Source organism: Streptomyces collinus Tu 365 (assembly GCF_000444875.1).
Classification (GTDB): domain Bacteria; phylum Actinomycetota; class Actinomycetes; order Streptomycetales; family Streptomycetaceae; genus Streptomyces; species Streptomyces collinus_A.
This window is the reverse complement of record NC_021985.1, coordinates 781,347-803,383: the sequence shown is the minus strand read 5'-3', so window position 1 is coordinate 803,383 and position 22,037 is coordinate 781,347. Positions and strand designations below refer to the sequence as shown.

Below are 22,037 nucleotides of genomic sequence, written 5' to 3'. Positions count from 1 at the left end.
TCCGCCTCCACTCGTCCCTCCGGAGCTGCGTATCCCGCCCCGCCAGGACGCCCGCCCCATCCCGCTCCCGCTCCCGCTCGAAGCTCTCCCATCCCGCTCACGGATGCCCACCCCGCCCCGCCCCACCGAGACGCCCGCCGGCGGCCGCCCCCGCCGTGCCCGCCCCACCATGCCGGCCGTACCCACTCACCGGCCGTACCCGCCGCACCGAAAGGACAGCCCCATGAAACTCCTGCTCGACTCCACCCGCTGCCAGGGCTACGGCCTGTGCCAGGAACCCGCGCCCGAGCTGATCGACCTCGACGAGTGGGGCTACGCCGGCACGCGCACCGCCGAGGTCCCGCCGGGTGACGAGGAAGCCGCCGCTGCCGCCGTCGCCGCCTGCCCCAACTCCGCGTTGCGGCTGGTGAAGTGACATGGGACGTGACCTGTCGGCCCTCTTCGACCCGGTCTCCGTCGCCGTCGTCGGAGCCAGCGACGACCCGGCCAAGTACGGCCACGCCATCGCCGCCCAGGCCGTACGCGCCGAGGGCCGCCGCCCCGTCCACCTGGTCAACCGTCGTGGCGGCACGGTTCTCGGCCGTACCGCCGCCCCCAGCCTGAGCGCGCTCGGCGAGCCCGTCGACCTGGCCGTGATCTCGGTGCCCGCCGCCGGCTTCGAGGACGCGGTCGACGAGGCCCTGCGGTGCGGGGCACGGGCGATCGTCGCCATCACCGCCGGCTTCGCCGAGACCGGCGCCGCCGGGCGGGCCCGCCAGCAGGCCGTGGCCGAACGGGTACGGGCGGCGGGCGCGGTGATGGTCGGCCCCAACTGCCTCGGCATCGCCGACAACACGACCGACCTCTTCCTCGCCTCCGGCACCTTCACCCCCGGCGGCGTCGCACTGCTCAGCCAGAGCGGCAACCTCGCCCTCGAACTCCAGCTCCGGTTCGGCCCGCACGGACTCGGCTTCTCCCGTTTCGTGTCGCTCGGCAACCAGGCCGACGTCACCCTCGTCGACCTGCTCGCCGACTGCGCCCGGCACGAGGGGACCCGGGCCATCGCCGTCTACGCGGAGGACTTCGCCGACGGACGCGCCTTCGCCGAGGCCGCCGCCGACGCCGGCAAGCCCGTGGTGCTGCTCACCGCGGGGCGCGGCGACGCCTCCGCCCGCAGCGCCCAGTCGCACACCGGGGCGCTGACCACCTCGGCCGACGTGGTCACCGCCGCCTGCCGCGACGCCGGCGTGGAACTGGTCGCCACCCCGCGCGAACTCACCGTCGCCCTGGCCGCGTTGTACAGCGGGCGACGGGCGGCCGGTCGCCGGATCGCCGTGCTCACCGACGGCGGCGGCCACGGGGTCGTCGCCGCCGACGCCGTCGAGACGTCCGGCCTGACCGTGCCCGAACTCCACGAGCCGACCCGGGACCGGCTGCGGGCGGCCCTGTGGGAGCAGTCGGCCGTCGCCAACCCCGTGGACCTCGCCGGGATGGGCGAGCAGGACCCCGGCTCGTACGCGGCCACCGTCGCCGCGCTGCTCACCGCCGAGGAGGTCGACGCCGTCCTGATGACCGGCTACTTCGGCGGATACGCGGCCGCCGAGGGCGGACTCGGGGGCGGTGGCACGGTCCTCGCTGACGGCGAACAGGAGGCCGCCCGCCTGATCGCCGCCCGCCACTCCGCCACCGCCAAGCCCCTCGTGGTGCAGTCGATGTACCCCGCGTCGCCCAGCTGCCGCACCCTCGCGGCGGCCGGCGTCCCGGTCTTCGCCGCCACCGAGGACGCCGCCCGGGCCCTCGCCGTCACCGCGCCCCGACCACCGCACACCGGCGTCGTACCCCTACCCCGTCCCGCGCCGCCCCTGCGAAAGAGCGGATATCTGGAGACCCGCGGGGCGCTCGAAGCGGCCGGACTCCCCTTCCCCGTCGCCCGGGAGATCCATGACGAGTCCGAACTGATCGCCGCGACCGAGGAGTTCGCCGGTCCCTACGTACTCAAAGCGCTGCACCTGCTGCACAAGTCCGACGCGGGCGGTGTCGCCCTGCGCCTGGCCGGACCCCACGAACTGCTCGCCGCCTTCCGCGAGATGCACGCCCGCCTCGGCGCCCCCGCCTACTCCGTGGAGGCCATGGCCGACCTGACCGACGGCGTCGAACTGATCGTCGGCGTCAACCGGGACCCGCGCTTCGGCCCGGTCGCCATGGTGGGCCTCGGCGGCGTCCTGGCCGAGACGCTGCGCGACGTCGCCTTCACCCTGGCCCCCGCGCCCGCCGACCGCGCCGACCGCCTGCTGCGCGGCCTGCGCACCGCGGCCCTGCTCGACGGCGTCCGCGGCCGCCCGCCCGTCGACGTCGCCGCGGCGGCGGCCGCCGTCGCGACCATCACCGCGTTCGCCGCCGCGCACCCCGAGATCGCCGAGCTGGAGGTCAACCCCCTGCTCGTGCGCCCCGACGGGGTCCTCGCCCTGGACTCCCGAGCCGTACTCGCCTGACCCGACCGTGTGACCGACCGAAGAGGCCCCCATGGACATGCGCTACACCCCCGAGCAGGCCGACCTCAAGCGCCGCGCCGCCGACTACGCCCGACTGCTGATGCGCCACGAGGACCAGTCCGAGCAGGCCGGCGGCCCCCTGCCCCAGCAGCTCGTCACCGAACTGACCCGGGCCGCGATGGACGCAGGCGTCTACGCCATCAACATGCCCGCCGAGTGGGGCGGAGCCGGCCTCAGCCTCCTCGACCAGGTCATCGTGGAGGAGGAGTTCGGGAAGGTCACCAACTGCCTCTGGGACATCCCCTGGCGGCCCGCCAACGTCCTCGCGTACGGCGACGAACGGCAGCGCGAGAAGTACCTGCTGCCGGTCATCCGGGCCGAGAAGTTCGACGCCTTCGCGGTCACCGAGCCGGGCGCCGGCTCCGACCCCTCCTCCGGCACCTCCACCGCCTCCCGCGCCGACGGCGGCTGGCTGCTCAACGGGGAGAAGTGGTTCGTCACCTGCGGCGACATCGCCGACTTCCTGCTGGTGCAGGCGGACGCCGGCCCGGACCGGCTGCCCACCCTCTTCTTCGTCGACAAGGCGGCGCCCGGCGTCGAGATGACCCGCGTCCCGCACTTCATGCACTCCGCGGTCAACGGGCACCCCGAGTTCACCTTCACCGACGTCTTCGTGGCCGACGAGGACGTGCTCGGCGGTGTCGGCAACGGCTACGAGCTGACCAAGGAGTGGTTCACCGACGAGCGCCTGATGATCGCGGCCCGCACCACCGGCGCCGCCGAACGGGCCCTGGAGCTGGCCCGTGACTGGGCGGTGGAGCGCGAGCAGTTCGGGGCCCCGATCGCCTCGTACCAGCTCGTCCAGGGGATGCTCGCGGACTGCGCCGTGGACATCGCCGTCAACCGCGCCTACACCCACCAGGTCGCCTGGGAGGCCGACCAGCCGGGCACCGACCGCAAGACCCTGCACGCCAAGGCCTCCACCGCCAAGCTCGCCGCCAGCGAGGCCGCCGGCCGCGTCGCCGACCGCTGCCTGCAGATCTTCGGCGGGCGCGGCTACGACCGCACCTACCCCGTCGAGCGCATGTACCGCGAGTTGCGCGTCGACCGGATCTGGGAGGGCACCTCCGAGATCCAGCGGCTGATCATCGCCAACGAGCTGATCAAGCGCGGTACCCGCGTCCTGGCCCTGCCCACGCACTGAACCCCGCCCGCCCGCGTACTGACCCCGCTCTGCCCACGCTCTGACCCCGCCCCGCCCCACACACCCCAGCACTGCGAGGACACCCATGGACTTCCGTCTCACCCCGCGCCAGGCCCGGCTCAAGGCCGACGCGCGCGCCCTCACCGACTTCATCGCCGCCTACGAGGAGCGGTGCGAGGAGGACAACGGCCTGCCCGCCGGCGCCCACGCCGAGATCCGCGACGCGGTGCTCGACGCCGGGCTCCAGGCCGTCAACATGCCGGCCGAGTGGGGCGGCGCCGGTCTCACCGTCGCCGAACAGGTCACCGTGCAGGAGGAGCTGGGCCGGCTCACCGGCGCCCTGTGGGACATGGTGTGGCGGCCCGCCAACGCGCTCAGGTTCTGCACCCCCGAGCAGCGCGAGCGCTTCCTCGTCCCGGTGATCAGGGGCGAGCGGCGCGACTGCTACGCCGTGACCGAGCGGGGCGCGGGCTCGGACCCGCAGAACATCGCCACCACGGCGACGAAGACCGACCAGGGGTGGGTGCTGAACGGCGAGAAGTGGTTCGTGACCGTCGGCGACCACGCCGACTTCATGATCGTGCTCGCCGCCGCGGGCCCCGGGCGCGCGCCCACGCTGTTCCTCGTCGACAAGGACACCCCCGGCATAGAGATGACGCGCGTCCCGCGCTTCATGCACACCTTCGTCTACGAGCACCCCGAGTTCACCTTCACCGACGTCCAGGTCGGCCCGGACGCCGTCCTCGGCGGCATCGGCGAGGGCTACGACATCACCCGCTCCTGGTTCACCGAGGAGCGCCTGATGATCGCGGCCCGTACCACCGGCGCCGCCGAACGGGCCCTGGAGCTGGCCCGTGACTGGGCGGTGGAGCGCGAGCAGTTCGGGGCCCCGATCGCCTCGTACCAGCTCGTCCAGGGGATGCTCGCGGACTGTGCCGTGGACATCGCCGTCAACCGCGCCTACACCCATCAGGTCGCCTGGGAGGTCGACCGGGCCTCCGCCGAGGACCGCAAGACGCTGCACGCCAAGGCCGCCATCGCCAAGCTCGCGGCCAGCGAGGCCTCGGGCCGGGTGGTCGACCGGTGCCTGCAGATCCACGGCGGCCGCGGCTACGACCGCGCTTTCGCCGTCGAGCGCCTCTACCGCGAGCTGCGCGTCGACCGGATCTGGGAGGGCACCTCCGAGATCCAGCGGCTGATCATCGCCAACGAGCTGGTCAAGCGCGGCACGGGCGTGCTGGAGCTGCCCGTCGCCTGACCGTCCCGGAGCCAGGCCCAGGCCCAGGCCCAGGCCCAGGCCCAGGTCCAGGGCCGGGGCCGGGGCCGAACGTCCCGGCCCCGGCGGTCCCTCGGCCCCCACCGGCCCCCCATCGACACGGACCCCCCATCGGAGAGGAAGACGGATGACCGACATCGAGCGCGTGGGGGTGGTCGGCTGCGGCCTCATGGGCGCCGGCATCGCCGAGGTCTGCGCGCGCGCCGGCGTACCCGTGACGGTCGTGGAACGCGACGCGGAGGCGGCCCGTGCGGGACGGCTGCGGATCGACCGGTCGCTCGACCGTGCCGTCGCGCACGGCAGGCTGGACGCCGGACGGCGCGAGGCGGCCGCGGCCCTGATCACCGTCGTGGACCAGCTCGAAGCCCTGCACGACCGCGATCTGGTGATCGAGGCGGTGGCCGAGGACGAGCGCCTGAAGCTCGACGTCTTCCGCCGCCTCGACGCGGTGGTCACCGGCGACCGCGCCGTCCTGGCGAGCAACACCTCCTCCATCCCGGTCATCCGGCTCGCCACCGCGACCGGCTGCCCGGAACGCGTCGTCGGCGTGCACTTCTTCAACCCCGTACCGGTCCTGCGGCTCGTCGAGCTCGTCCCGTCCCTGCTCACCTCGCCCGCCACCGCGGCCCGGGCGGAGAGCTTCTTGACGGGCGCGCTCGGCAAGGAGGTCGTACGGACCCGGGACAAGGCCGGGTTCGTCGTCAACGCGCTCCTCGTGCCCTACCTGCTGGCCGCCGTCCGCATGGTGGAGACGGGCAGCGCCACGGCCGAGGACATCGACCGCGCCATGGCCCTCGGCTGCGCGCACCCGCTCGGGCCGCTCGCCCTGGCCGACCTGATCGGCCTCGACACCACCCGCGCCATCGCCGAATCGCTGTACGCCGAGTTCCGCGAACCGCAGTACTCACCGCCGCCCCTGCTGTCCCGGATGGTCGAGGCCGGCCTGCTCGGGCGGAAGTCCGGGCGGGGCTTCCACACCTACGACGCCGCCCCGCGACCCGAGGCGGCCGCACCGGCGGGCCCGAGGTGAGTAAAAATGGTCACGGCCTACGACCACCGGACGAGGGGAGCGGCAGGGTGTCGACCAAAGTGCGCACGGCGGACACGCGTGAGCGCATCCTGACGGCGGCGTGCGAGGTCATCGCGGAGATCGGCTTCGAGAAGATCCGCATGCGCATGGTCGCCGAGCGGGCCGGCGTGTCCACGGCCCTGCTGCACTACCACTTCGACACGCGCGAGAAGCTGTTCACCGAGGCGATGACCCACTCCTTCGCCAACACCGCCCTCGACGCCGAACGCGACGCGGAGACGGCACCGGCGGCGGTCGTGCTGGCCCGCATCCTGCGCAGCCTGCTGCCCACCGATCCCGAACTGCGCCAGGACTGGCGGCTGTGGCAGGAGCTGTGGGCCAGGTCCCTGCGCGACGAGACCACCCGGGCCTTCGCCGTGGACCTGTACGCGCAGCTGCACGCCTGGGTGGCCGGCGCGGTCCGGCGCGGCATCGCCTCCGGCGAGTTCGCGCCGGCCGACGTGGACGGCCTCAGCACCCTGGTGCTGTCCCTCAGCGACGGTTACGGCATCCGCCTCATGCTGCGCGACCCGGCCGTCACCCTCGACACGGCGCTCACCGCCATCTGGCGTCAGGTGTCCGCCGCGCTCGGCCTGCCGGACGCGCTGCCCGAGACGTGAGCGGACCGCCCGTATCGCGGTACGGACGGGTAACCCGCAGGTGAGACGTGTAATCGATAACGATCTCGGTGGAAGCCTTGTGCGAATCCTGAGCCCCTCTAGCCTCCCGGCATGGCATTTCTTTCAAGTCGCCGCAGACGGGCGCGTCTCGCCCCGGAACTCGACGACCAGGACCTGGGCAAACTGCTGAAGAGTCTCCTGGCGACCACGAGGACCGGAACGATCGCGACGACCGACCTGTGCGTGGCGCAGATCTCCCGGGTTCTCGACCAGGAACCGGGGGACTGGGACCGGCGGACGCACCGCATCGGTGTGCTCGCCGACTTCCTCGCCGACTCGCATCTGCCCGGCTCCTGGGCCGGGCGCGAGCCGCGTAACCCGAGCGCGCTCGTGCTGCACGCCTGGACCCAGGTGGTGAGCGCCCGCTCGCGAGGACACCTGGAGGACCGGACCGACGTCATCGAGAGCTGCTTGCGGGCCGCGGAACTCGCCCCCGAGGACCCCACGCCCTGGATCGCCCTGCTCGGCGTGGCACGGCTGGAACGCTGGCAGCAGCCGCAGGTGTTCGGGGTGTGGAACGAGGTGCTCGGCCGCGACCGCTGGAACCGGGAGGCCTACCTGAGCATGCTCAACTACCTCACCCCGGAGGAGTGCGGCTCGCGCATGCAGGTCCTGGAGTTCGTCGACGGCCTCAGCGCCCGGATGCCGGCCAACGCGCCCTGCGCGGCGGTGGAGTTGACCGCCCAGGTGTTCCAGTACCACACCGTCCTCGACCGGGGCGGCTTCGAGGCACTGGTCGCGCGCAACCACTGGTCCCAGGCGATGGCGGCCCAGGCCCTCGACCGGGTGGCCCACACCTGGGCGCAGCCGGGCTTCCTGCGCCACGCCAGGGCGCTCGCCGACCTCAACCTGCTCGCCTACGCGCTGATGGCCGCCGACCGGCGCCGCGAGGCCCACCCGGTCTTCGAAGCCCTCGGCGGCGTCGTCAGCGCCTGGCCGTGGCACACCGGCGGCGACGCGCTGACCGAGTTCGACCAGGCACACCGGCGGGCGTCCGCGGGCATGTGACCGCGACAGCGAAGGGCGCCCGCCCGGGTGACGCGGGCACCCGGGTCCACCCATGGCGTGAGGGCTGATGGCCCCCGTGGCGCGGGTGCTCCGGGGCCGCCGGTGGCGTGGGCGTCCCAGGCCCGCCAGCGGTGTGGGCGTTCCGGGTTCGCGGTGGCGTGGGGGCCGGGGGCGTCCCGGTGGCGCGGGTGCTTCGGGCCCTCGGTGGCGCGGCTGCTCCAGGCCCGCCGGCGGTGTGGGGGCTGATGGCCCCCGTGGCGCGGGTGCTTCGGGCCCGCCGGTGGCGTGGACGTTCCGGGTCCGCGGGCGGTATGGGCGTCCCGGGCCTGCGGGCGGTGTGGGCGCCCCGGGCTCGCCATCGGTGTGGGTGTTCCAGGCCCGCCAGCGGTGTCGGGGCTGATGGCCCCCGTGGCGCGGGTGCTCCGGGCCCGCCGGTGGCGTGGGCGCCCCAGCCCGTCGGTGGGGAGGGCGCGCCGGTCCCCGTGGTGCGGGCCCGCCGGCCCCCGTGGGGTGGGCGCCCCGCGCCCGCCGGCTTCCTCAGGCGCTTCGGCCCCACGCGAGGGCATGCGTCCGTTCCGCCGGGGCCCGGCCGGCGAGCTCGCGGTACCACTTGACGAGGAAGGCGGGCACCAGCGCCGCGTGGGCGGCCAGCAGGGTCGCGTACAGCAGGCAGAAGACCTGCCGTTGGCCCAGGAACGCGAACGTCAGGCACAGCAGGCCGTAGTCGAGCGGGAGCAGCGCCACGCCGCGGACGGCGGAGAGGGGGCGGGGCCCGGGGTCCGGCCCGGTCTGCCGTCCGCGCAGCTGCTCCGTCAGGATCCCGCCGAAGAACAGCAGCACGGCCGAGAACTGGAAGACCAGCGGGGCGAGCAGCAGGGCCGGATGCGGCAGGTCGAAGAAGCGGTAGAAGGAGATCAGGACGGCCGCGTGGACGCCGAGCAGTTTGCCGCAGTCCACCACGTGGTCCGTCCACTCGCCCGTCGGGCTCGCGGTGCGGTGCAACCGGGCGAGCTGCCCGTCCGCGGAGTCGAGGGCGAAGCCGAGCACCAGCGCGAGGGCGACCCAGGGCCCGAGCGCCGGCGCGGGCCGGCAGCAGCCGATCGCGACCAGGGCAGTGGAGGTGACGGCGGCGCTGGCTGCGGTCACCTGGTTGGGCGTCAGCCCGGCGCGGTGGGCGGCCGCCGCGAGCAGCCGGCCGGCGGGCCGGTTGACGAACCGGGTGTAGAGGGACACTCCTCTACCGGGTTTCTGCGCCGCGGAGAGATGCCTCAGCGCACTGGAGAAGTCCATTCTTCAACCTCGCACAGGAGCCAGTGGGTCGATCACCGCCCGGGAGTTCTCAGAGGCGCCCGCGCGGCGGTGTCCGGCACGGCTGAGGGTGTCACCAGGGAACTCATGGCCCCAAAGTAGGTTTCGGGGCGCCGTCCACCCGATGGGACGAGCGGACTGGTCACAAGATCCATCCGTTCGGCCGTGGGCGGCGCCCCGCCGCCCTGCCACCCCGCCCGCCGCACCGATGTCACAAACGGCGGGGCTGTGCCGTCCCGTGTCCGGGAGAGACGAGTCCCGGAACCTGGAGGACGACGATCATGCGGGTGTTCGTGGCAGGCGGCAGCGGGGTACTGGGGCGGCGGCTGGTGCCGCAACTGGTGGCACGGGGGCACCAGGTGACCGCCACGACGACGCGCGCGGCCAGGCTGGACCTGGTGCGGCGGCTGGGCGCGACCGGGGTCGTGATGGACGGGCTGGACGCGGAGTCGGTGGCCGAGGCCGTGGCCGCGGCCCGGCCGGACGCGGTCGTGCACCAGATGACCGCGATCTCCACGGCACACGCCGGCAAACCCGACATCAAGCATCCGGACCGCTGGTTCGCCAAGACCAACCGGCTGCGCAGGGAGGGCACGGACCACCTGCTGGCGGCGGCCGCGGCCACCGGCGTGCCCCATGTCGTCGCGCAGGGGTACGCCAGCTGGAACGGGATCCGTGAGGGCGGCCCGGTGAAGACCGAGGAGGACCCGCTCGACCTGCTGGAGGGCACGGCGGCGCAGGCCGGCCTGGAGACGCTGCGCTACGCCGAGGACGCCGTCCTGCGGGCCGGCGGCGCCGTCCTGCGCTACGGCGCCTTCTACGGCCCCGGCGCCATCGACGACCAGGTCGAGCTGGTCCGCAAGCGGCAGTACCCGCTCGTCGGGCGGGGGACCGGCTACAGCTCCTGGGTGCACCTGGACGACGCGGCGGGCGCCACCGTCCTGGCCGTCGAGCGGAAGGCCCGGGGCGTGTTCAACGTCGTCGACGACGAACCCGCACCGGCGAGCGAGTGGCTGCCCTGGCTGGCCGCCTGCGCGGGAGCGAAACGGCCGCGACGGGTCCCGGTGTGGCTGGCCCGGCTGCTCGCCGGTGACCAGGCCGTCGTGATGATGACCGAGGGGCGCGGCTTCTCCAACGCGAAGGCCAAGCGCGAACTCGGCTGGGAACCGCGCCACCCGTCGTGGCGCCAGGGTTTCGAGGAGGAGCTGGCATGAGCGCGCCGGAGGAGAGCCGCACCACGCGCGCGGAGGAGTTCGAGGAACTGCGGCCACTGCTGTTCTCGATCGCCTACCGGATCCTCGGCAGCGTGAGCGAGGCCGAGGACGCCGTCCAGGAGACCTGGCTCCGCTACGAGACCTCCACCACGCGCCCCGCTTCGGTCAAGGCGTTCCTGTCCTCCGTGGTGACCCGTCTCTCCATCGACGTGCTGCGCTCCGCGCGGGTCCGCCGGGAGGAGTACGTGGGGCCCTGGTTCCCCGAGCCGCTGCTCGCCGACCCCTACCAGGACCCGGCCCGCTCCGCCGAACTGGCCGACTCTGTGTCGATGGCGGCCCTGCTCCTGCTCGAACGGCTCACTCCGCTGGAACGGGCCGTCTTCGTGCTGCGGGAGGTGTTCGGCTTCGGCTTCGCCGAGATCGCGTCGGCGGTGGGACGCGGCGAGCCGGCGTGCCGTCAGCTCGCGGTGCGGGCCCGCCGGCACATGGACGCCGGCCGGCCGCGCTTCGCGGCCGACCGCAAGGAACGCGAGGAACTCGCCGAACGGTTCTTCGAGGCCTTCAGGGAGGGCGACGTCGACGGGCTGCGCGAACTCCTCGCCGTCGACGTCCACCTCATCGGCGACAGCGGGGGCAAGGCACCGCGCTGGGGCAAGGGCGTGTTCGGCGCCGACAAGGTGGCCTGGGCGCTCTCCGTCCTCCTCCCACCCTTCACGCGCGTGGGCGGCGTCGTCGATCCCTGCCAGGTGAACGGCCAGCCGGGTGCCGTCTTCCGCGACCGGGACGGCAAGGTCGTCAACACCTGGTCGCTGGAGATCCTCGACGGCCGCATCCAGGCGATCCGCACCGTCCTCAACCCCGACAAACTCGGACACGTGGGCCCGGTGGCGCACGCCTGGGCGATCGTCGAGGAGGTACGCCGGGCCCGTCGCCCCGGCGAACCCGAGCCGGCCCCGGCCACCCCTTTGTCAGCTCCTCGGCCGACATGACCGGGGAAGCCGTGAGACAGCCGCACCTGTCCGGCAGCGTCGGACGACGGCTCCTGGTCAACCGCCGGGCCGTCCCGGAGGCCGCGGCCCGGCTCCTGCCCTGGCCACCGCGCCCCCAGGTGGTGCGCGCGGTCGCTCCTCCAGCCGTGCGGAACGCACCGATGGGCCGGCGGCCGCCGCCGGGGCCGACGGGCGTCCCTCACAACGCCGCGCCGGCGAACAGCGGCAGGTAGCCGAGCGCCTGGCCGGGTGCTGTGGGGTGGTACGACTCGGTGAGATCCGTCCAGGTCACGCTGCGCAGCCACGGGCCGGCGGAGCAGATCTCGTGCCCGGCGAAGGTGGTCCGCGGATCGGCGTAGACGAAGCCGTGGTCGAGGGCGTGCCTCGCGATCACGTTGTCGAGGTGGTCCACCGCGGCGTTGAGCGCCGACCGCTCGACGTCCTGGAGGCCGCCCGCACAGGTGCCGCGCAGCCGGTAGAAGTGCGGGTAGCCGAGCACCACCACACGGGCGGCGGGCGCCTTGACCCGGATGGCCGCGTAGAGCCGGTCGAGGTCGCCCGCGAGCGTCCCGTCCACGTACGACAGCGCGCCCGTGATCGCGGACAGGCAGGCGGTGCGGCCCGGGATCACGCAGGTCGCCATGACCCGGCCGAAACCCGCGTCACTGCCGCCCACCGTGATGCTGACCAGACCGGTACGGGGACCGAGCGGACCGAGCTGCCCGGCCAGCACGTCCTTGGTCCGGGCACCGTTGCACGCGGTGAAGGCGAAGGAGGACGGCCGGTGCGCCGCGGTCCACAGGGCGGGGAACGCCCGGCCGCTGCGCAGACAGCCGGCGTCGGAGCCGAGGTAGTCGCCCGCTCCGACGCCGGCCGAGTAGGAGTCACCCAGGGCCACATAGCCGGTGGCCGTCGTGCGGGGCGCCGGTTCCGCGGTCGCCGGGCCCGCGAGCGCGCCGGCGGCGGCGAGGAGCAGGGAGGCCGCGTAGGACGCGGTCCGGGAGTGTCGCATACCTCCCGTGTACCGTCGCCCGGCGCGCTCCGCCCGGCGCGCCCGTACCTTCGGCCCGCCCGCCTTGACAGATGTTCCCCGCGGTGCGGCCGGGCGGACGGACCGGCCCCTACCAGGGGCGCGGGCCCGGTCCGGGCCCGCCCCGGCCCGCCGTTCCCCGGTCCGGCTTCACCCGATGGGCCGTCACCCGTCCGGCAGAGCCGGACACGGAACTCCTGCATTGGCATGGACCTGACGCTCAGGGATGGCTAGGCTCTGCCTCGCCACATGAGAGCGCTCTCAGAAATCGGCTGTTCCACCCCACCACTGGAACGACGAAGGGCAACTCCCATGCACCGCGGAAGACTTGTGCACCCACTCCTGGCCGCGTGCCTCATCGTCGGCGCTCTGAGCGCCGCGGGCGCCTTCCCCGCCTCGGCCACCGGCTCCACCGGCCGGACCGCGCCCCCTGCCGCCTCGGCCGCGCCCGCCGGCGACGGGATCCTGACCGCCATGCGGCGGGACCTCGGCCTCACCCGCGCACAGGCCGAGACCCGGCTCCGGGCCGAACGGGCCGCCTCGGCGCTCGACCCAGTGGCGCGGCGCACGGCCGGCGGCGCCTACGCGGGCTCCTGGTTCGACCCCGCGCGCGGGCGCCTGACGGTGGCGCTCACGCCGCGGGCCACACCGGCCGCCCGTCGCGCGATCGAGACGGCCGGCGCCGACGTCCGTACGGTCGCGCACAGCGCCCGGCTGCTGGACGGCGTCAAGGCCCGCATCGACCGGATGTCCGCCCCGGCCGGCGTGAGCGGCTGGCACGTCGACCCCAGGGTCAACAAGGTCGTCGTCGACATCGCCCGCTCCGCCCGCTCCGACAACGATGTCCAGGGGTTCCTGTCCCGGGCCCGCGCGACGGGCCCCGTCACCGTCCGCACCATCCGTTCCGCCCCGCGCACCCTGGCCGCCGGCACGGTCGGCGGAGACCCCTACTACACGGGCAACGTCCGCTGCTCCATAGGCTTCTCGGTGTACGGCGGCTTCGTCACCGCCGGGCACTGCGCCCAGCCCGGAGCGGGTGTCAACGGCTGGGACGGCTCCTACATCGGCACCTTCCAGGGCTCCTCGTTCCCGGACAACGACTACGCCTGGGTGAGCGTCGGCAGCGGCTGGTGGACGGTCCCGGTCGTGCTCGGCTGGGGCACGGTGCCCGACCAGCTCGTGCGCGGCTCGGCCGTGGCCCCCGTCGGCTCCTCGGTCTGCCGGTCCGGATCGACCTCGCACTGGCACTGCGGCACGGTCCTGGCGCTGAACGAGACCGTCAACTACAGCCAGGGTGCGGTGCACCAGCTGACCAGGACGAACGCCTGCGCCGAACCGGGCGACTCCGGCGGCTCCTTCATCACCGGCGACCAGGCCCAGGGCGTCACCTCCGGCGGCTGGGGCAACTGCAGCAGCGGCGGCGAGACCTGGTTCCAGCCCGTCAACGAGATCCTCAACCGCTACGGCCTGACCCTGCACACCTACTGACCGCCCCGCGGTCACCCGAGGGCCCTCCGCCTCGCGCGCAGGGCCCTCGGGCCGTCGCGGGCCCCCGCAGGGCCCCCGCCGGGCCGCCGTCCGTCGCCGTGTCCGACCGCGCCGCGCCGCCCTACGCGCGGTGGACGGTGACACCGCCGAGCAGGCCCCAGGCGTCGATCCGGACCGTCGGACCGCCCGGCTCGCTCGGGCCGTCGTCGGTCACCCCGCCCAGGCGCAGCCCGTGGACCTCCACCCGGACGTCGGGCCGGACCCGCAGCTTGACACCGCCGATCAGACTCAGCTTGGTGATGCGCAGCTCCGCGCCGTCGGGGATGTCGACGTCGGTCAGGTCGACATCGGCACCGCCGATGAGGGACGCGGTGACGGTGCGCTCGTGGAGCGTGGCTCCGTCCAGGCGGTGACCGCCCATCAGGCTCACCTTGACATCGGTCTTCCGCGGGGTGTCCCCGTCGCTCTTCGTCATGCGAACTACGTTAGGGGCGGCAGCAGTCGGGTCCGCAGTGTCCACCGTCCGGTGTCCCGCATGACAACTGTCACTCCGCGGCGTGCGCCCCCGGTCGGCCGATCGGCGCACGGCGGGGTCCCACCGCGGCGGTGGGTCAGGCGGCGGTGGGACCGGCGGTGGTGGTGGGCCGGCCGCGGCCGAAAGCCGCCTCCACGAAGCACTGGTCGTGCGCCGACCGGGCGCCGTGCCGCAGGGCGCGCTCCAGCGCGGCCGCCGCCGGCGGGTTGCCCCGGGACCAGCCGTCCTGGAGCAGCGACACGGTGAAACCGGCGAGGAACGCGTCACCGCAGCCCATGGTGTCGGCCATGGAGCCGGCGTCCGCCGTGTGGGCCGGCGCCGTGACCAGCGTCCGGCCGTCGTACACGGCGGCCCCGGCCAGACCGCGGGTCGCCAGCACCATGCCCGCCCCGCGTGCCGCCACCGCTTCCAGCAGCCTCCGGGTGGCCGCCTCGTCCAGGTCCGAGCAGGACAGCAGGGCCAGGTCGAGGTGGGGGCAGACACGGTCCAGGTAGGCGGGAGTGCGGAACTCCTCGTCGTCGGAGAGGTCGAAGCTGACCAGCGGGCCCGCCGCGGCGAGCTTGGGCAGTTCGCTCTCGGTGCGCGAGTAGACGCTGGAGTGCACGAGCGAGAACGACGCCGCGTAGGCGAGCAGGTCGCCGTCCAGGACCAGGGGTTCGCGTACGGTGACCCCGCCGCCGTTGTAGTCGAGGAACACCCGGTCGCCGCCCCGGACGTGCAGGGTGGAGACGCCGGACTCGCCGTGCCGCACCACGCTGCGCTCCACGGCGACGCCCTCGGCCGCCACGGCCGTACGGAGGAAGGCGCCGAGGTCGTCGTCGCCGAACACCCCCAGGTAGGCGGTGTCGGCCCCGAGCCGGCGCGCGTACACGGCGACGTTGACGCAGTTGCCGCCCGGGTAGTCGATGCCGCGGTCCACGAAACGGTCCACGACGTTGTCGCCGAAACCGAGGATGTTCATCAGTGTCTCCTGGGGCGCGGGCGCCGCGCGGGTGTGCGCGGCGCCCGCTCGGGGCGTGCCGGTGCCCGGGCACCGGCACGCGAGGCGGATGGACGTGGGGTGGGACGGGCCGCGGTCAGTAGTCCATGACGCGGTAGTAGCGGCGCAGGTCCAGCGAGTGGTCGCGCACCCGCTCCAGGTGCTTGCTGACCCGGTCCATCACGGTGTCCATGACCAGCGGGGACAGCAGCCCGCGGAACTCGGGGCTGATGCCGTCCAGCGGGTAGTCGCGGGTGTCGAAGACGGTGACGTCCTTGGAGACGCGCCGCGCGAACGCCTCGGCCCGGTCGGTCAGCGCCCGCGTCTCGTCCTCGCCCTGGAAGAGGAGCACGCTGGTGTCCTCCTCCAGCAGCTCCAGCGAGCCGTGGAAGAACTCGGCGCTGTGCACCCGGGTGGTGCGCAGCCACTGCATCTCCTCCAGGATGCACATGGAGTACAGGTAGGTGAATCCCCACAGGTTGCCGCCGCCGATGAGGAAGTGGTAGTCGGTCTCCTTGTGGGCCTCGGCGAAGTCGGACGCCACCGGCTCCGCCCGACGGGCGACGTCCACCAGGATCCGCGGCAGGGCGGCGAGTTCGTCGGCGAGACGCTCGTACCCCTCGAACTCACCGCGCAGGCAGAGCAGTCGGAGCGTGAACAGCAGCATCTGCACGTCGAACGGCCATGCCTTGGGCTCGGACACCAGCGCGGTGTCGACGCTTCGGGCGACCGGGGAGTCCGGGTAGCCGGTGAAGCCGATGGTGTGCGCGCCCCTGCCCTTGCAGTACTCGATGGCCCTGAGGCTGTCCTCGGTGGTGCCGGAGACGGAGGTGAACACCGCGACGGTGCGCTCGCCGAGACGGGCGTCACCGGAGACGACCAGCTCGGCGGCGACGGCGGCCCGCACGGGCAGTGTCGAGGCGCGCCGCGCCAGGTGCTCGTAAGGCCACATCTGGGCGTAGGTGCCGCCCGCGCCGACGAGCAGGACGTTGTCGTAGCCCTCGCCGTGGAGGCGGTCGACGACCTCCTCGATCCGGGGGCGCAGGGCGACGAGGCTCTCCGTCTGAGCGACGAACTCGGCTTCGTTGAACTTGAGCACGGTGAGGTTTCCTTCGAGGGTTGTTCCGCACCGGCCGTGACCGGGCCGGTGTGTGCGAGCGCGGGCGTTCAGGCCGCGCGGCGCCGGGAGAACAGGACGTTCGCACCGGCGATGACCAGGCCGCCGACGAAGATCAGCGTTCCCATGACATTGACCTGCGGGGGCACGCCGGTACGGCTGGCGCTGTACACCCACAGCGGGAAGGTGACCGTCCGGCCGGCGTTGAAGCTGGTGATGACGTAGTCGTCGATGGACAGGGCGAAGCAGAGCAGCGCGCCCGACGCCACACCCGGGAGCAGCATCGGCAGGGTCACCAGCCGGAAGGCCGTCCAGGGCCCCGCTCCGAGGTCCCGGGCCGCCTCCTCCAGCGTCGGGTCGTGTCCCGCCATGCGGGCCCGCACGGTGATGGCGACGTAGGGGATGCAGAACGCCACGTGGGCGATGACGACGGTCCAGTAGCCGCGGGGCACGCCGAGGACGATGAACAGCGACAGCAGGGCGGCGCCCAGGGCGATCTCGGGGGCGGCGATGGCGGCGAACAGCAGCAGGTCCACGGAGCCGCGGCCGCGGAAGCGGTGCCGGCCCAACGCCAGGCCGATCGGGGTGCCCAGGAGCGTGGCGACCACGGTGACGACCAGGGCGACGGTGAGGCTGTTGACCAGCGCCGAGGTCAGGTTGGGGATGGCGAACAGGTGCCGGTACCAGGTGAGGGTGAAGCCCTGCCAGGTGAAGTTCACCTTGCTGTGGGTGTCGTTGAAGCCGAACAGGATCATGACGGCGATCGGCAGCAGCAACCAGGCCAGCACCAGCCAGGTGTAGACCGTCAGGGTCGGGCGGCGGCGCGTACGGCGAACGCCACGTGCCGGCCCGGTTGTCGGGGTGTCCTGCGCGGGGGCGACGGTGTGGGTGGTCATCGCGCGGCCGCCTCCAGCACGTCGTCGGTGCCCAGGGCGCGGGCGTAGGTGAACACGGCGAGCAGCAGGGCGCCCATGAGCACGAAGGACAGGGCGGCGGCGGCCGGGTAGTTCAGGTTGGTGAAGTACTCGGTCTGGATGATGTTGCCGACCATGGTGGTCGAGGGGCCGCCGAGGATGCCGGCGTTGACGTAGTCGGCGGAGGCGGGCACGAAGGTCAGCAGCACGCCCGCGAAGACCCCGGGCAGGGACAGCGGCAGCACCACGCGCCAGAAGGTGCCCGCCCGGGAGGCGTACAGGTCGGTGGCGGCCTCGATGACCTTGGCGTCCACCCGCTCCAGCGCCACGTACACGGGCAGCACCATGAACGGCAGGAAGTTGTAGGTCAGTCCGCCGATCACCGCGTACGGGGTGGCCAGCACGTGGAAGTCGGCGGGCAGCACCCCGAGATGCTTCAGCGGGCCGAGCACCACGCCGTTGTCGGCGAGCACCACGTTCCAGGACTGGGTGCGGATGACGAACGAGACGAAGAACGGCAGCAGGAGCAGGAAGAGGAACACCGACTTGTGCCGGCCGGCCCGGAAGGCGATCCAGTAGGCCACGGGGTAGCCCACCAGGGCGCAGGCGGTGGTCGCGGCGGCGCCGTAGACCAGCGACCGGACCAGTTGCACGTGGTAGGTCTCCACCACGTCGGCGTAGGTGCGGAAGTGGAAGGTCTGGCGGAAGCCGTCGATGAAGTCACCGGTCTGCAGGGACAGCGAGACCATGACGATCACGGGGGTCACGAAGAAGGCGGCCAGCCACAGCCAGCCCGGCAGCACCAGCAGATAGGGGGCCAGGACCGGGCCCGGGCGCCGCCTGCGGCGGGTCAGGACTGGTAGATCGGTTCGAACAGCGCGTTCCACTGCTTCTCCTCCGTTTCGTCGAGCACCCGCAGGTGGCGCAGCTTGGACTGGTCGGCCTTGGTCGGGAAGACCAGGGGGCTGGTGCTCAGGGAGCCGAGCAGGTGCCGGCGCTTGCCGGTGGCGGCGGCCGCGTCCCGTGCGATCACCGGCTGGGCGTCCGGGACGGGACAGACGAACTGCACCGTCTCGCTGATCCGCGCGGCGACCTCGGGGCGGTAGACGTAGTCCATGTAGGTGAGGGCGTCGACGGGGTGCGCGGCCGTCGAGGGGATGCAGAGGTTGTCGGTCCACAGCAGTCCGCCCTCGTCGGGGATGACGAACTCCAGGTGCGAACCGCTCTGGTTGGCCTGGAAGACGTCGCCGGAGTACACCAGCGAGGCGTAGAGGTCGCCGCGCTGGAGCGAGGACTGGTAGGTGGAGGTGCTGTAGGAGCGGACCAGGCCGGCGTCGCGCTGCCCGCGCAGCCAGGCGGCGGCCTTGCGCCAGTCGGCGTGGGTGGAGGTCTCCGGGTCGACACCGACGGCCAGCAGGGCGATGTTGCCCATCTGTACCGCGTCGTTCCACATGCCGACCTTGCCGTGCAGCTTCGGGTCGAGCAGGTCCTGCCAACTGGTGATCTTCCGGCCGACCTTGGCCGGATCGTAGCCGATGCCGGTCATGCCGGACTGCCAGGGCACGGTGTAGACGTTGCCGGGGTCGAAGGAGGTGTTCTTGAACGCGGCACCGCCGCGCTCGGCGAAGTGGGGCAGTCTGCTGTGGTCGAGCGGGGCGAGGTAGCCCAGTTCGATGTACTTCGACAGGTAGCTGTCGCCGCCCACCACCATCAGGTCGTAGCCGATGCCCTGCCCGGAGGCGAACTCCGGCTGGATCTTGCCGAACCAGGAGGCGCTGTCGTCGATCACCTCGTCGTAGGAGATCCGGATGCCGGTCTCGCGGGTGAAGGCGTCCATGGTGGGGTGCCGGCTCTGGTCGCCCGGATCGGTGTCGATGTACTGGGTGTAGTTGGCGAAGCTGAGACGGCCCCGCTTCTCGCGTCCGGTCCAGAAGCCGTCGACGGCGGCGGCGATCTGGGCGGAGGTGTGCGGCACGGGCTTGCGGGCGCCGGGGACACTGCACGCCGCGAGCGGAGCCAGCGCGGCGGCGCCGAGCGCGGCGCGCAGCAGACCGCGCCGGGAACAGCGTGGCTCGGTCAGTCCGCGCAGCCAGGGCGCGGACGGTGTGGGCTGGTGGGGCATGGTGGTCGACCTGTCGTCAGCTCGGGGTGAGGGAACCGGACTCGGGGACGGCCCGGCCGGCGGTGGCGGGCGCGGCCGGTGCGGCGGCCGCGGTGCCCAGCGGGAAGGAGTGGGCGGTGGCCCAGGACAGCCAGACGGTGTCGCCGCGCGACGGCGCGGCGGCCGCGGTGCCGTCGTTGGGCTGGAAGACGGTCATCTCCGCGCCGGTGCCGGTGGCCACCGTGTAATTGGTGGAGGTGCCCAGGTAGACCACCTCGCCGACGGTGCCCCGGACGCGGCTGGCGTCCCCGGACGGCCCCGTGGTCAGGGTGATCTTCTCGGGCCGTACGGTGAGCTGGACCTCCGCACCGGTGGCGAGCGAGGCCGACGGCGGCACGGTGACGCGCTGTCCGTCGCCGAGGTCGATCACCCCGCCCTGCGGACCCGCGGTGGTCAGCCGGCCGCTGATCAGGTTCGAGGTGCCGATGAACCCTGCGACGAACGCGGTGGCGGGGCGCTCGTACACCTCCTGCGGGGGCGCGACCTGCTCGATCAGACCGGCGTTCATCACCGCGATCCGGTCCGACATGGTCAGCGCCTCGGCCTGGTCGTGGGTGACGTAGACGAAGGTGATGCCCACCTCGCGCTGGATGCGCTTGAGCTCCAGTTGCATCGACTGCCGCAGCTTCAGGTCGAGCGCGCCCAGCGGTTCGTCCAGGAGCAGCGCGCGCGGGCGGTTGACCAGAGCCCGTGCCAGGGCCACCCGCTGCTGCTGGCCGCCGGAGAGCTGCCGGGGCCGGTGGTCGGCCTTCTCGGTGAGCTCGACGGTGTGCAGGATGTGGTCGACGCGGTCGTGGATCTCGTCCTTGGCGACCCGCTTGCGACGCAGTCCGAACGCCACGTTGTCCGCGACGCTCAGGTGCGGGAAGAGCGCGTAGGACTGGAACACCATGTTGATGTCCCGCTTGTTGGCCGGGACGCCGACCATGTCCCGGCCGTGCAGCAGGATCTGCCCGCCGCTCGGCTCCTCGAAGCCGGCGATCATCCGCAGCGTGGTGGTCTTGCCGCAGCCGGACGGGCCCAGCAGGGAGAAGAACTCGCCCTCGGCGATGGTGAGGTCGACACCTCGCACCGCGGCTCCGTGGCGGACGCCGCCGAAGTCCTTGACCACGTCGACGAGGGTGATGGCCGGGCCTGCGGCGGCCGGTGGCGGCGGGAGGGTGTCGGTTGCCATCGCGGAGACCTCCGGAGTTCGGGTAGGGGAGAGCGGGCGGCCGCCGGGCGGGGACGCGGGGACGGCCGTCCGGGGGACGGCAGGCGGGGGTGTGCTGGTGGCTGGATTGATAACGTTACCAACGCGGTCGTACCTTACCCACGGCCCTCGGCCCCGCGTCAATGGTTGAATGGCGCTGAATCCCGCCCTCCCGTTGCCCGGCGTTCACCGGGCCGACAAGGAAGAACCGGACATGCCCCCTGCATCACAGCCGCGACGCCGTGTGACCATCCCGGACGTCGCCCGGCACGCCGGGGTGGGGCAGGCGACGGCCGCACGTGTCCTCGGCGGGTACGGGTCGGCCAGCGCGGCGACCCGGGAACGGGTGCTGGCCTCCGCCGCCGAGCTGGGCTACAGCACCAACGCGGTGGCCCGCAGCATGATCAGCGGCCGGACCGACACCCTCGGCGTGGTCGTCGCCGACGTGGAGAACGCCTACTTCGCCCGTGCGGTGCGCGGTGTCGCCGACGTCGCCGGCAAGGCGGGGCTGCAGGCCGTCCTGGCCAACAGCGACGAGGACAGCGCGAAGGAGAAGGCCGCGGTCCAGCTCTTCATCGAGCGGCGCGTGGACGGACTCGTGGTGGCCCCGGCCGCCACCGACGACGAACACCTCGCCCGGGCCGTCTCGGCCGGCATCCCGGTGGTGCTGCTCGACCGTGTGGTGACCGGCGCCGCCCTGGACACGGTCGTCGTGGACAACCGCGGGGCGGTGAAGTCGGCCGTGACCCGGTTCACCGACGCCGGGCACACCCGCATCGCCGTGATCACCTCGGCCATGCCGGGCGACGACGGCACCCGCCTCGCGCCGGGCGCGGACATCTGGACCACCACGGAACGCGTCACCGGCTACCGCCAGGCCCTGCGCGCGGCCGGCATCCCGCGCTCCGCCGAGCTGATCCGGCACACCGGGTACGACCGGGCGTGGGCGCGGTCCGCCGTCCTGGAGCTGATGACCTCGGCGGACCGGCCCACCGCACTGTTCACGACCGACAACGTGGCCACCCTCGGCACCCTGGACGCCCTCCTCGACCTCGACGCCCGCATCCCCGGCGACGTCTCGGTCATCGGCTTCGACGACGCGGAGTGGACCACGCTCATCCGGCCCCGGCTGAGCGTGGTCAGCCAGCCCGTGCAGGAACTCGGCGGACTCGCCGCCGACATCCTGATCCGCCGGATCAACGGCACCGCCGCCCGGCCGCGTCGGCACACCCTGCACACCACCTACATCGACCGTGAGTCGACCGGCCCGGCACCGGCGCGGGTACGGCGCCTGCGGGCACCGTCGGACTCCTCGCCGGGGGCGGACGCCGCTTCGCGGTGACCGCGGGGCGGGCCCGGCCGCCCCGGGAACGCCCTGCTGCCGACCGCCGACCGCCGACCG

At 73.2% G+C, this 22,037-nt stretch carries 20 protein-coding genes; 11 read left to right on the top strand and 9 right to left on the bottom strand.

Features of this window, described 5'->3' with window-relative positions:
* The first annotated feature begins 223 nt into the window (after positions 1-223).
* The 7 genes from B446_RS03115 to B446_RS03085 all read left to right on the top strand — a co-directional run bounded on the left by B446_RS03115 (position 224) and on the right by B446_RS03085 (position 7,708).
* Positions 224-415: a ferredoxin gene (locus B446_RS03115; RefSeq protein WP_020937951.1), complete on the top strand. Its 192-nt coding sequence runs from the start codon at positions 224-226 to the stop codon at positions 413-415.
* Between the two features lies 1 nt (position 416).
* The gene (locus tag B446_RS03110; protein ID WP_020937950.1) at positions 417-2,471 is read left to right on the top strand and encodes an acetate--CoA ligase family protein; all 2,055 of its coding nucleotides are present in this window, start codon (positions 417-419) and stop codon (positions 2,469-2,471) included.
* A 31-nt stretch (positions 2,472-2,502) separates the two neighbouring features.
* On the top strand, positions 2,503-3,675 hold the full coding sequence (locus B446_RS03105) for an acyl-CoA dehydrogenase family protein (RefSeq protein ID WP_020937949.1): 1,173 nt from the start codon (positions 2,503-2,505) through the stop codon (positions 3,673-3,675).
* An 85-nt stretch (positions 3,676-3,760) separates the two neighbouring features.
* Positions 3,761-4,933 carry an acyl-CoA dehydrogenase family protein gene (locus tag B446_RS03100; protein WP_020937948.1) on the top strand — a complete coding sequence of 391 codons (1,173 nt, stop codon included), beginning with the start codon at positions 3,761-3,763 and terminating at the stop codon, positions 4,931-4,933.
* 145 nt (positions 4,934-5,078) lie between these two features.
* On the top strand, positions 5,079-5,981 hold the full coding sequence (locus tag B446_RS03095; RefSeq protein ID WP_020937947.1) for a 3-hydroxybutyryl-CoA dehydrogenase: 903 nt from the start codon (positions 5,079-5,081) through the stop codon (positions 5,979-5,981).
* A gap of 47 nt (positions 5,982-6,028) precedes the next feature.
* Positions 6,029-6,640 carry a TetR/AcrR family transcriptional regulator gene (locus tag B446_RS03090; RefSeq protein ID WP_043474635.1) on the top strand — a complete coding sequence of 204 codons (612 nt, stop codon included), beginning with the start codon at positions 6,029-6,031 and terminating at the stop codon, positions 6,638-6,640.
* A 111-nt stretch (positions 6,641-6,751) separates the two neighbouring features.
* Positions 6,752-7,708, top strand: coding sequence for a hypothetical protein (locus tag B446_RS03085; RefSeq protein ID WP_043474632.1), 957 nt, complete (start codon positions 6,752-6,754; stop codon positions 7,706-7,708).
* A gap of 537 nt (positions 7,709-8,245) precedes the next feature.
* Here the strand turns inward: B446_RS03085 and B446_RS03080 are convergent.
* A complete protein-coding gene (locus B446_RS03080) occupies positions 8,246-8,998 on the bottom strand; it encodes a CDP-alcohol phosphatidyltransferase family protein (protein ID WP_052352114.1) in 753 nt (250 codons plus the stop codon).
* Between the two features lie 299 nt (positions 8,999-9,297).
* Here B446_RS03080 and B446_RS03075 point away from each other — a divergent pair, with 299 nt between their 5' ends.
* Together B446_RS03075 and B446_RS03070 are read left to right on the top strand one after the other, a co-directional pair.
* On the top strand, positions 9,298-10,230 hold the full coding sequence (locus B446_RS03075; RefSeq protein ID WP_020937943.1) for an NAD-dependent epimerase/dehydratase family protein: 933 nt from the start codon (positions 9,298-9,300) through the stop codon (positions 10,228-10,230).
* The gene (locus B446_RS03070) at positions 10,227-11,219 is read left to right on the top strand and encodes an RNA polymerase sigma-70 factor (RefSeq protein WP_020937942.1); all 993 of its coding nucleotides are present in this window, start codon (positions 10,227-10,229) and stop codon (positions 11,217-11,219) included. Before B446_RS03075 ends, B446_RS03070 begins: the two co-directional genes overlap by 4 nt.
* A gap of 199 nt (positions 11,220-11,418) precedes the next feature.
* Here B446_RS03070 and B446_RS03065 read toward each other — a convergent pair whose 3' ends face one another.
* Positions 11,419-12,231, bottom strand: coding sequence for an SGNH/GDSL hydrolase family protein (locus tag B446_RS03065; RefSeq protein ID WP_020937941.1), 813 nt, complete (start codon positions 12,229-12,231; stop codon positions 11,419-11,421).
* Positions 12,232-12,561: 330 nt separating this feature from the next.
* Between B446_RS03065 and B446_RS03060 the strand changes: the two genes are divergently transcribed.
* A complete protein-coding gene (locus tag B446_RS03060; RefSeq protein ID WP_043474629.1) occupies positions 12,562-13,737 on the top strand; it encodes a S1 family peptidase in 1,176 nt (391 codons plus the stop codon).
* Positions 13,738-13,858: 121 nt separating this feature from the next.
* Here B446_RS03060 and B446_RS03055 read toward each other — a convergent pair whose 3' ends face one another.
* From B446_RS03055 to B446_RS03025, 7 genes are all read right to left on the bottom strand, one after another.
* On the bottom strand, positions 13,859-14,212 hold the full coding sequence (locus B446_RS03055) for a hypothetical protein (protein WP_020937939.1): 354 nt from the start codon (positions 14,210-14,212) through the stop codon (positions 13,859-13,861).
* A gap of 136 nt (positions 14,213-14,348) precedes the next feature.
* Positions 14,349-15,233, bottom strand: a complete 885-nt coding sequence (locus B446_RS03050) for a PfkB family carbohydrate kinase (protein ID WP_020937938.1) — start codon at positions 15,231-15,233, stop codon at positions 14,349-14,351.
* A gap of 115 nt (positions 15,234-15,348) precedes the next feature.
* A complete protein-coding gene (locus tag B446_RS03045) occupies positions 15,349-16,350 on the bottom strand; it encodes an SIS domain-containing protein (RefSeq protein WP_020937937.1) in 1,002 nt (333 codons plus the stop codon).
* Positions 16,351-16,418: 68 nt separating this feature from the next.
* A complete protein-coding gene (locus B446_RS03040) occupies positions 16,419-17,264 on the bottom strand; it encodes an ABC transporter permease (protein WP_020937936.1) in 846 nt (281 codons plus the stop codon).
* A complete protein-coding gene (locus tag B446_RS03035; protein ID WP_237751122.1) occupies positions 17,261-18,169 on the bottom strand; it encodes an ABC transporter permease in 909 nt (302 codons plus the stop codon). The genes B446_RS03040 and B446_RS03035 overlap by 4 nt, the downstream gene beginning before the upstream one ends.
* Complete coding sequence (locus B446_RS03030; protein ID WP_020937934.1) at positions 18,133-19,404, bottom strand: polyamine ABC transporter substrate-binding protein; 1,272 nt, start codon at positions 19,402-19,404, stop codon at positions 18,133-18,135. Before B446_RS03030 ends, B446_RS03035 begins: the two co-directional genes overlap by 37 nt.
* 16 nt (positions 19,405-19,420) lie before the next feature.
* On the bottom strand, positions 19,421-20,617 hold the full coding sequence (locus B446_RS03025; protein WP_020937933.1) for an ABC transporter ATP-binding protein: 1,197 nt from the start codon (positions 20,615-20,617) through the stop codon (positions 19,421-19,423).
* A 232-nt stretch (positions 20,618-20,849) separates the two neighbouring features.
* Between B446_RS03025 and B446_RS03020 the strand changes: the two genes are divergently transcribed.
* Entirely contained in the window at positions 20,850-21,977 is a 1,128-nt protein-coding gene (locus B446_RS03020; protein WP_043474625.1) for a LacI family DNA-binding transcriptional regulator, read from the top strand.
* The last annotated feature ends 60 nt before the right edge of the window (positions 21,978-22,037 follow it).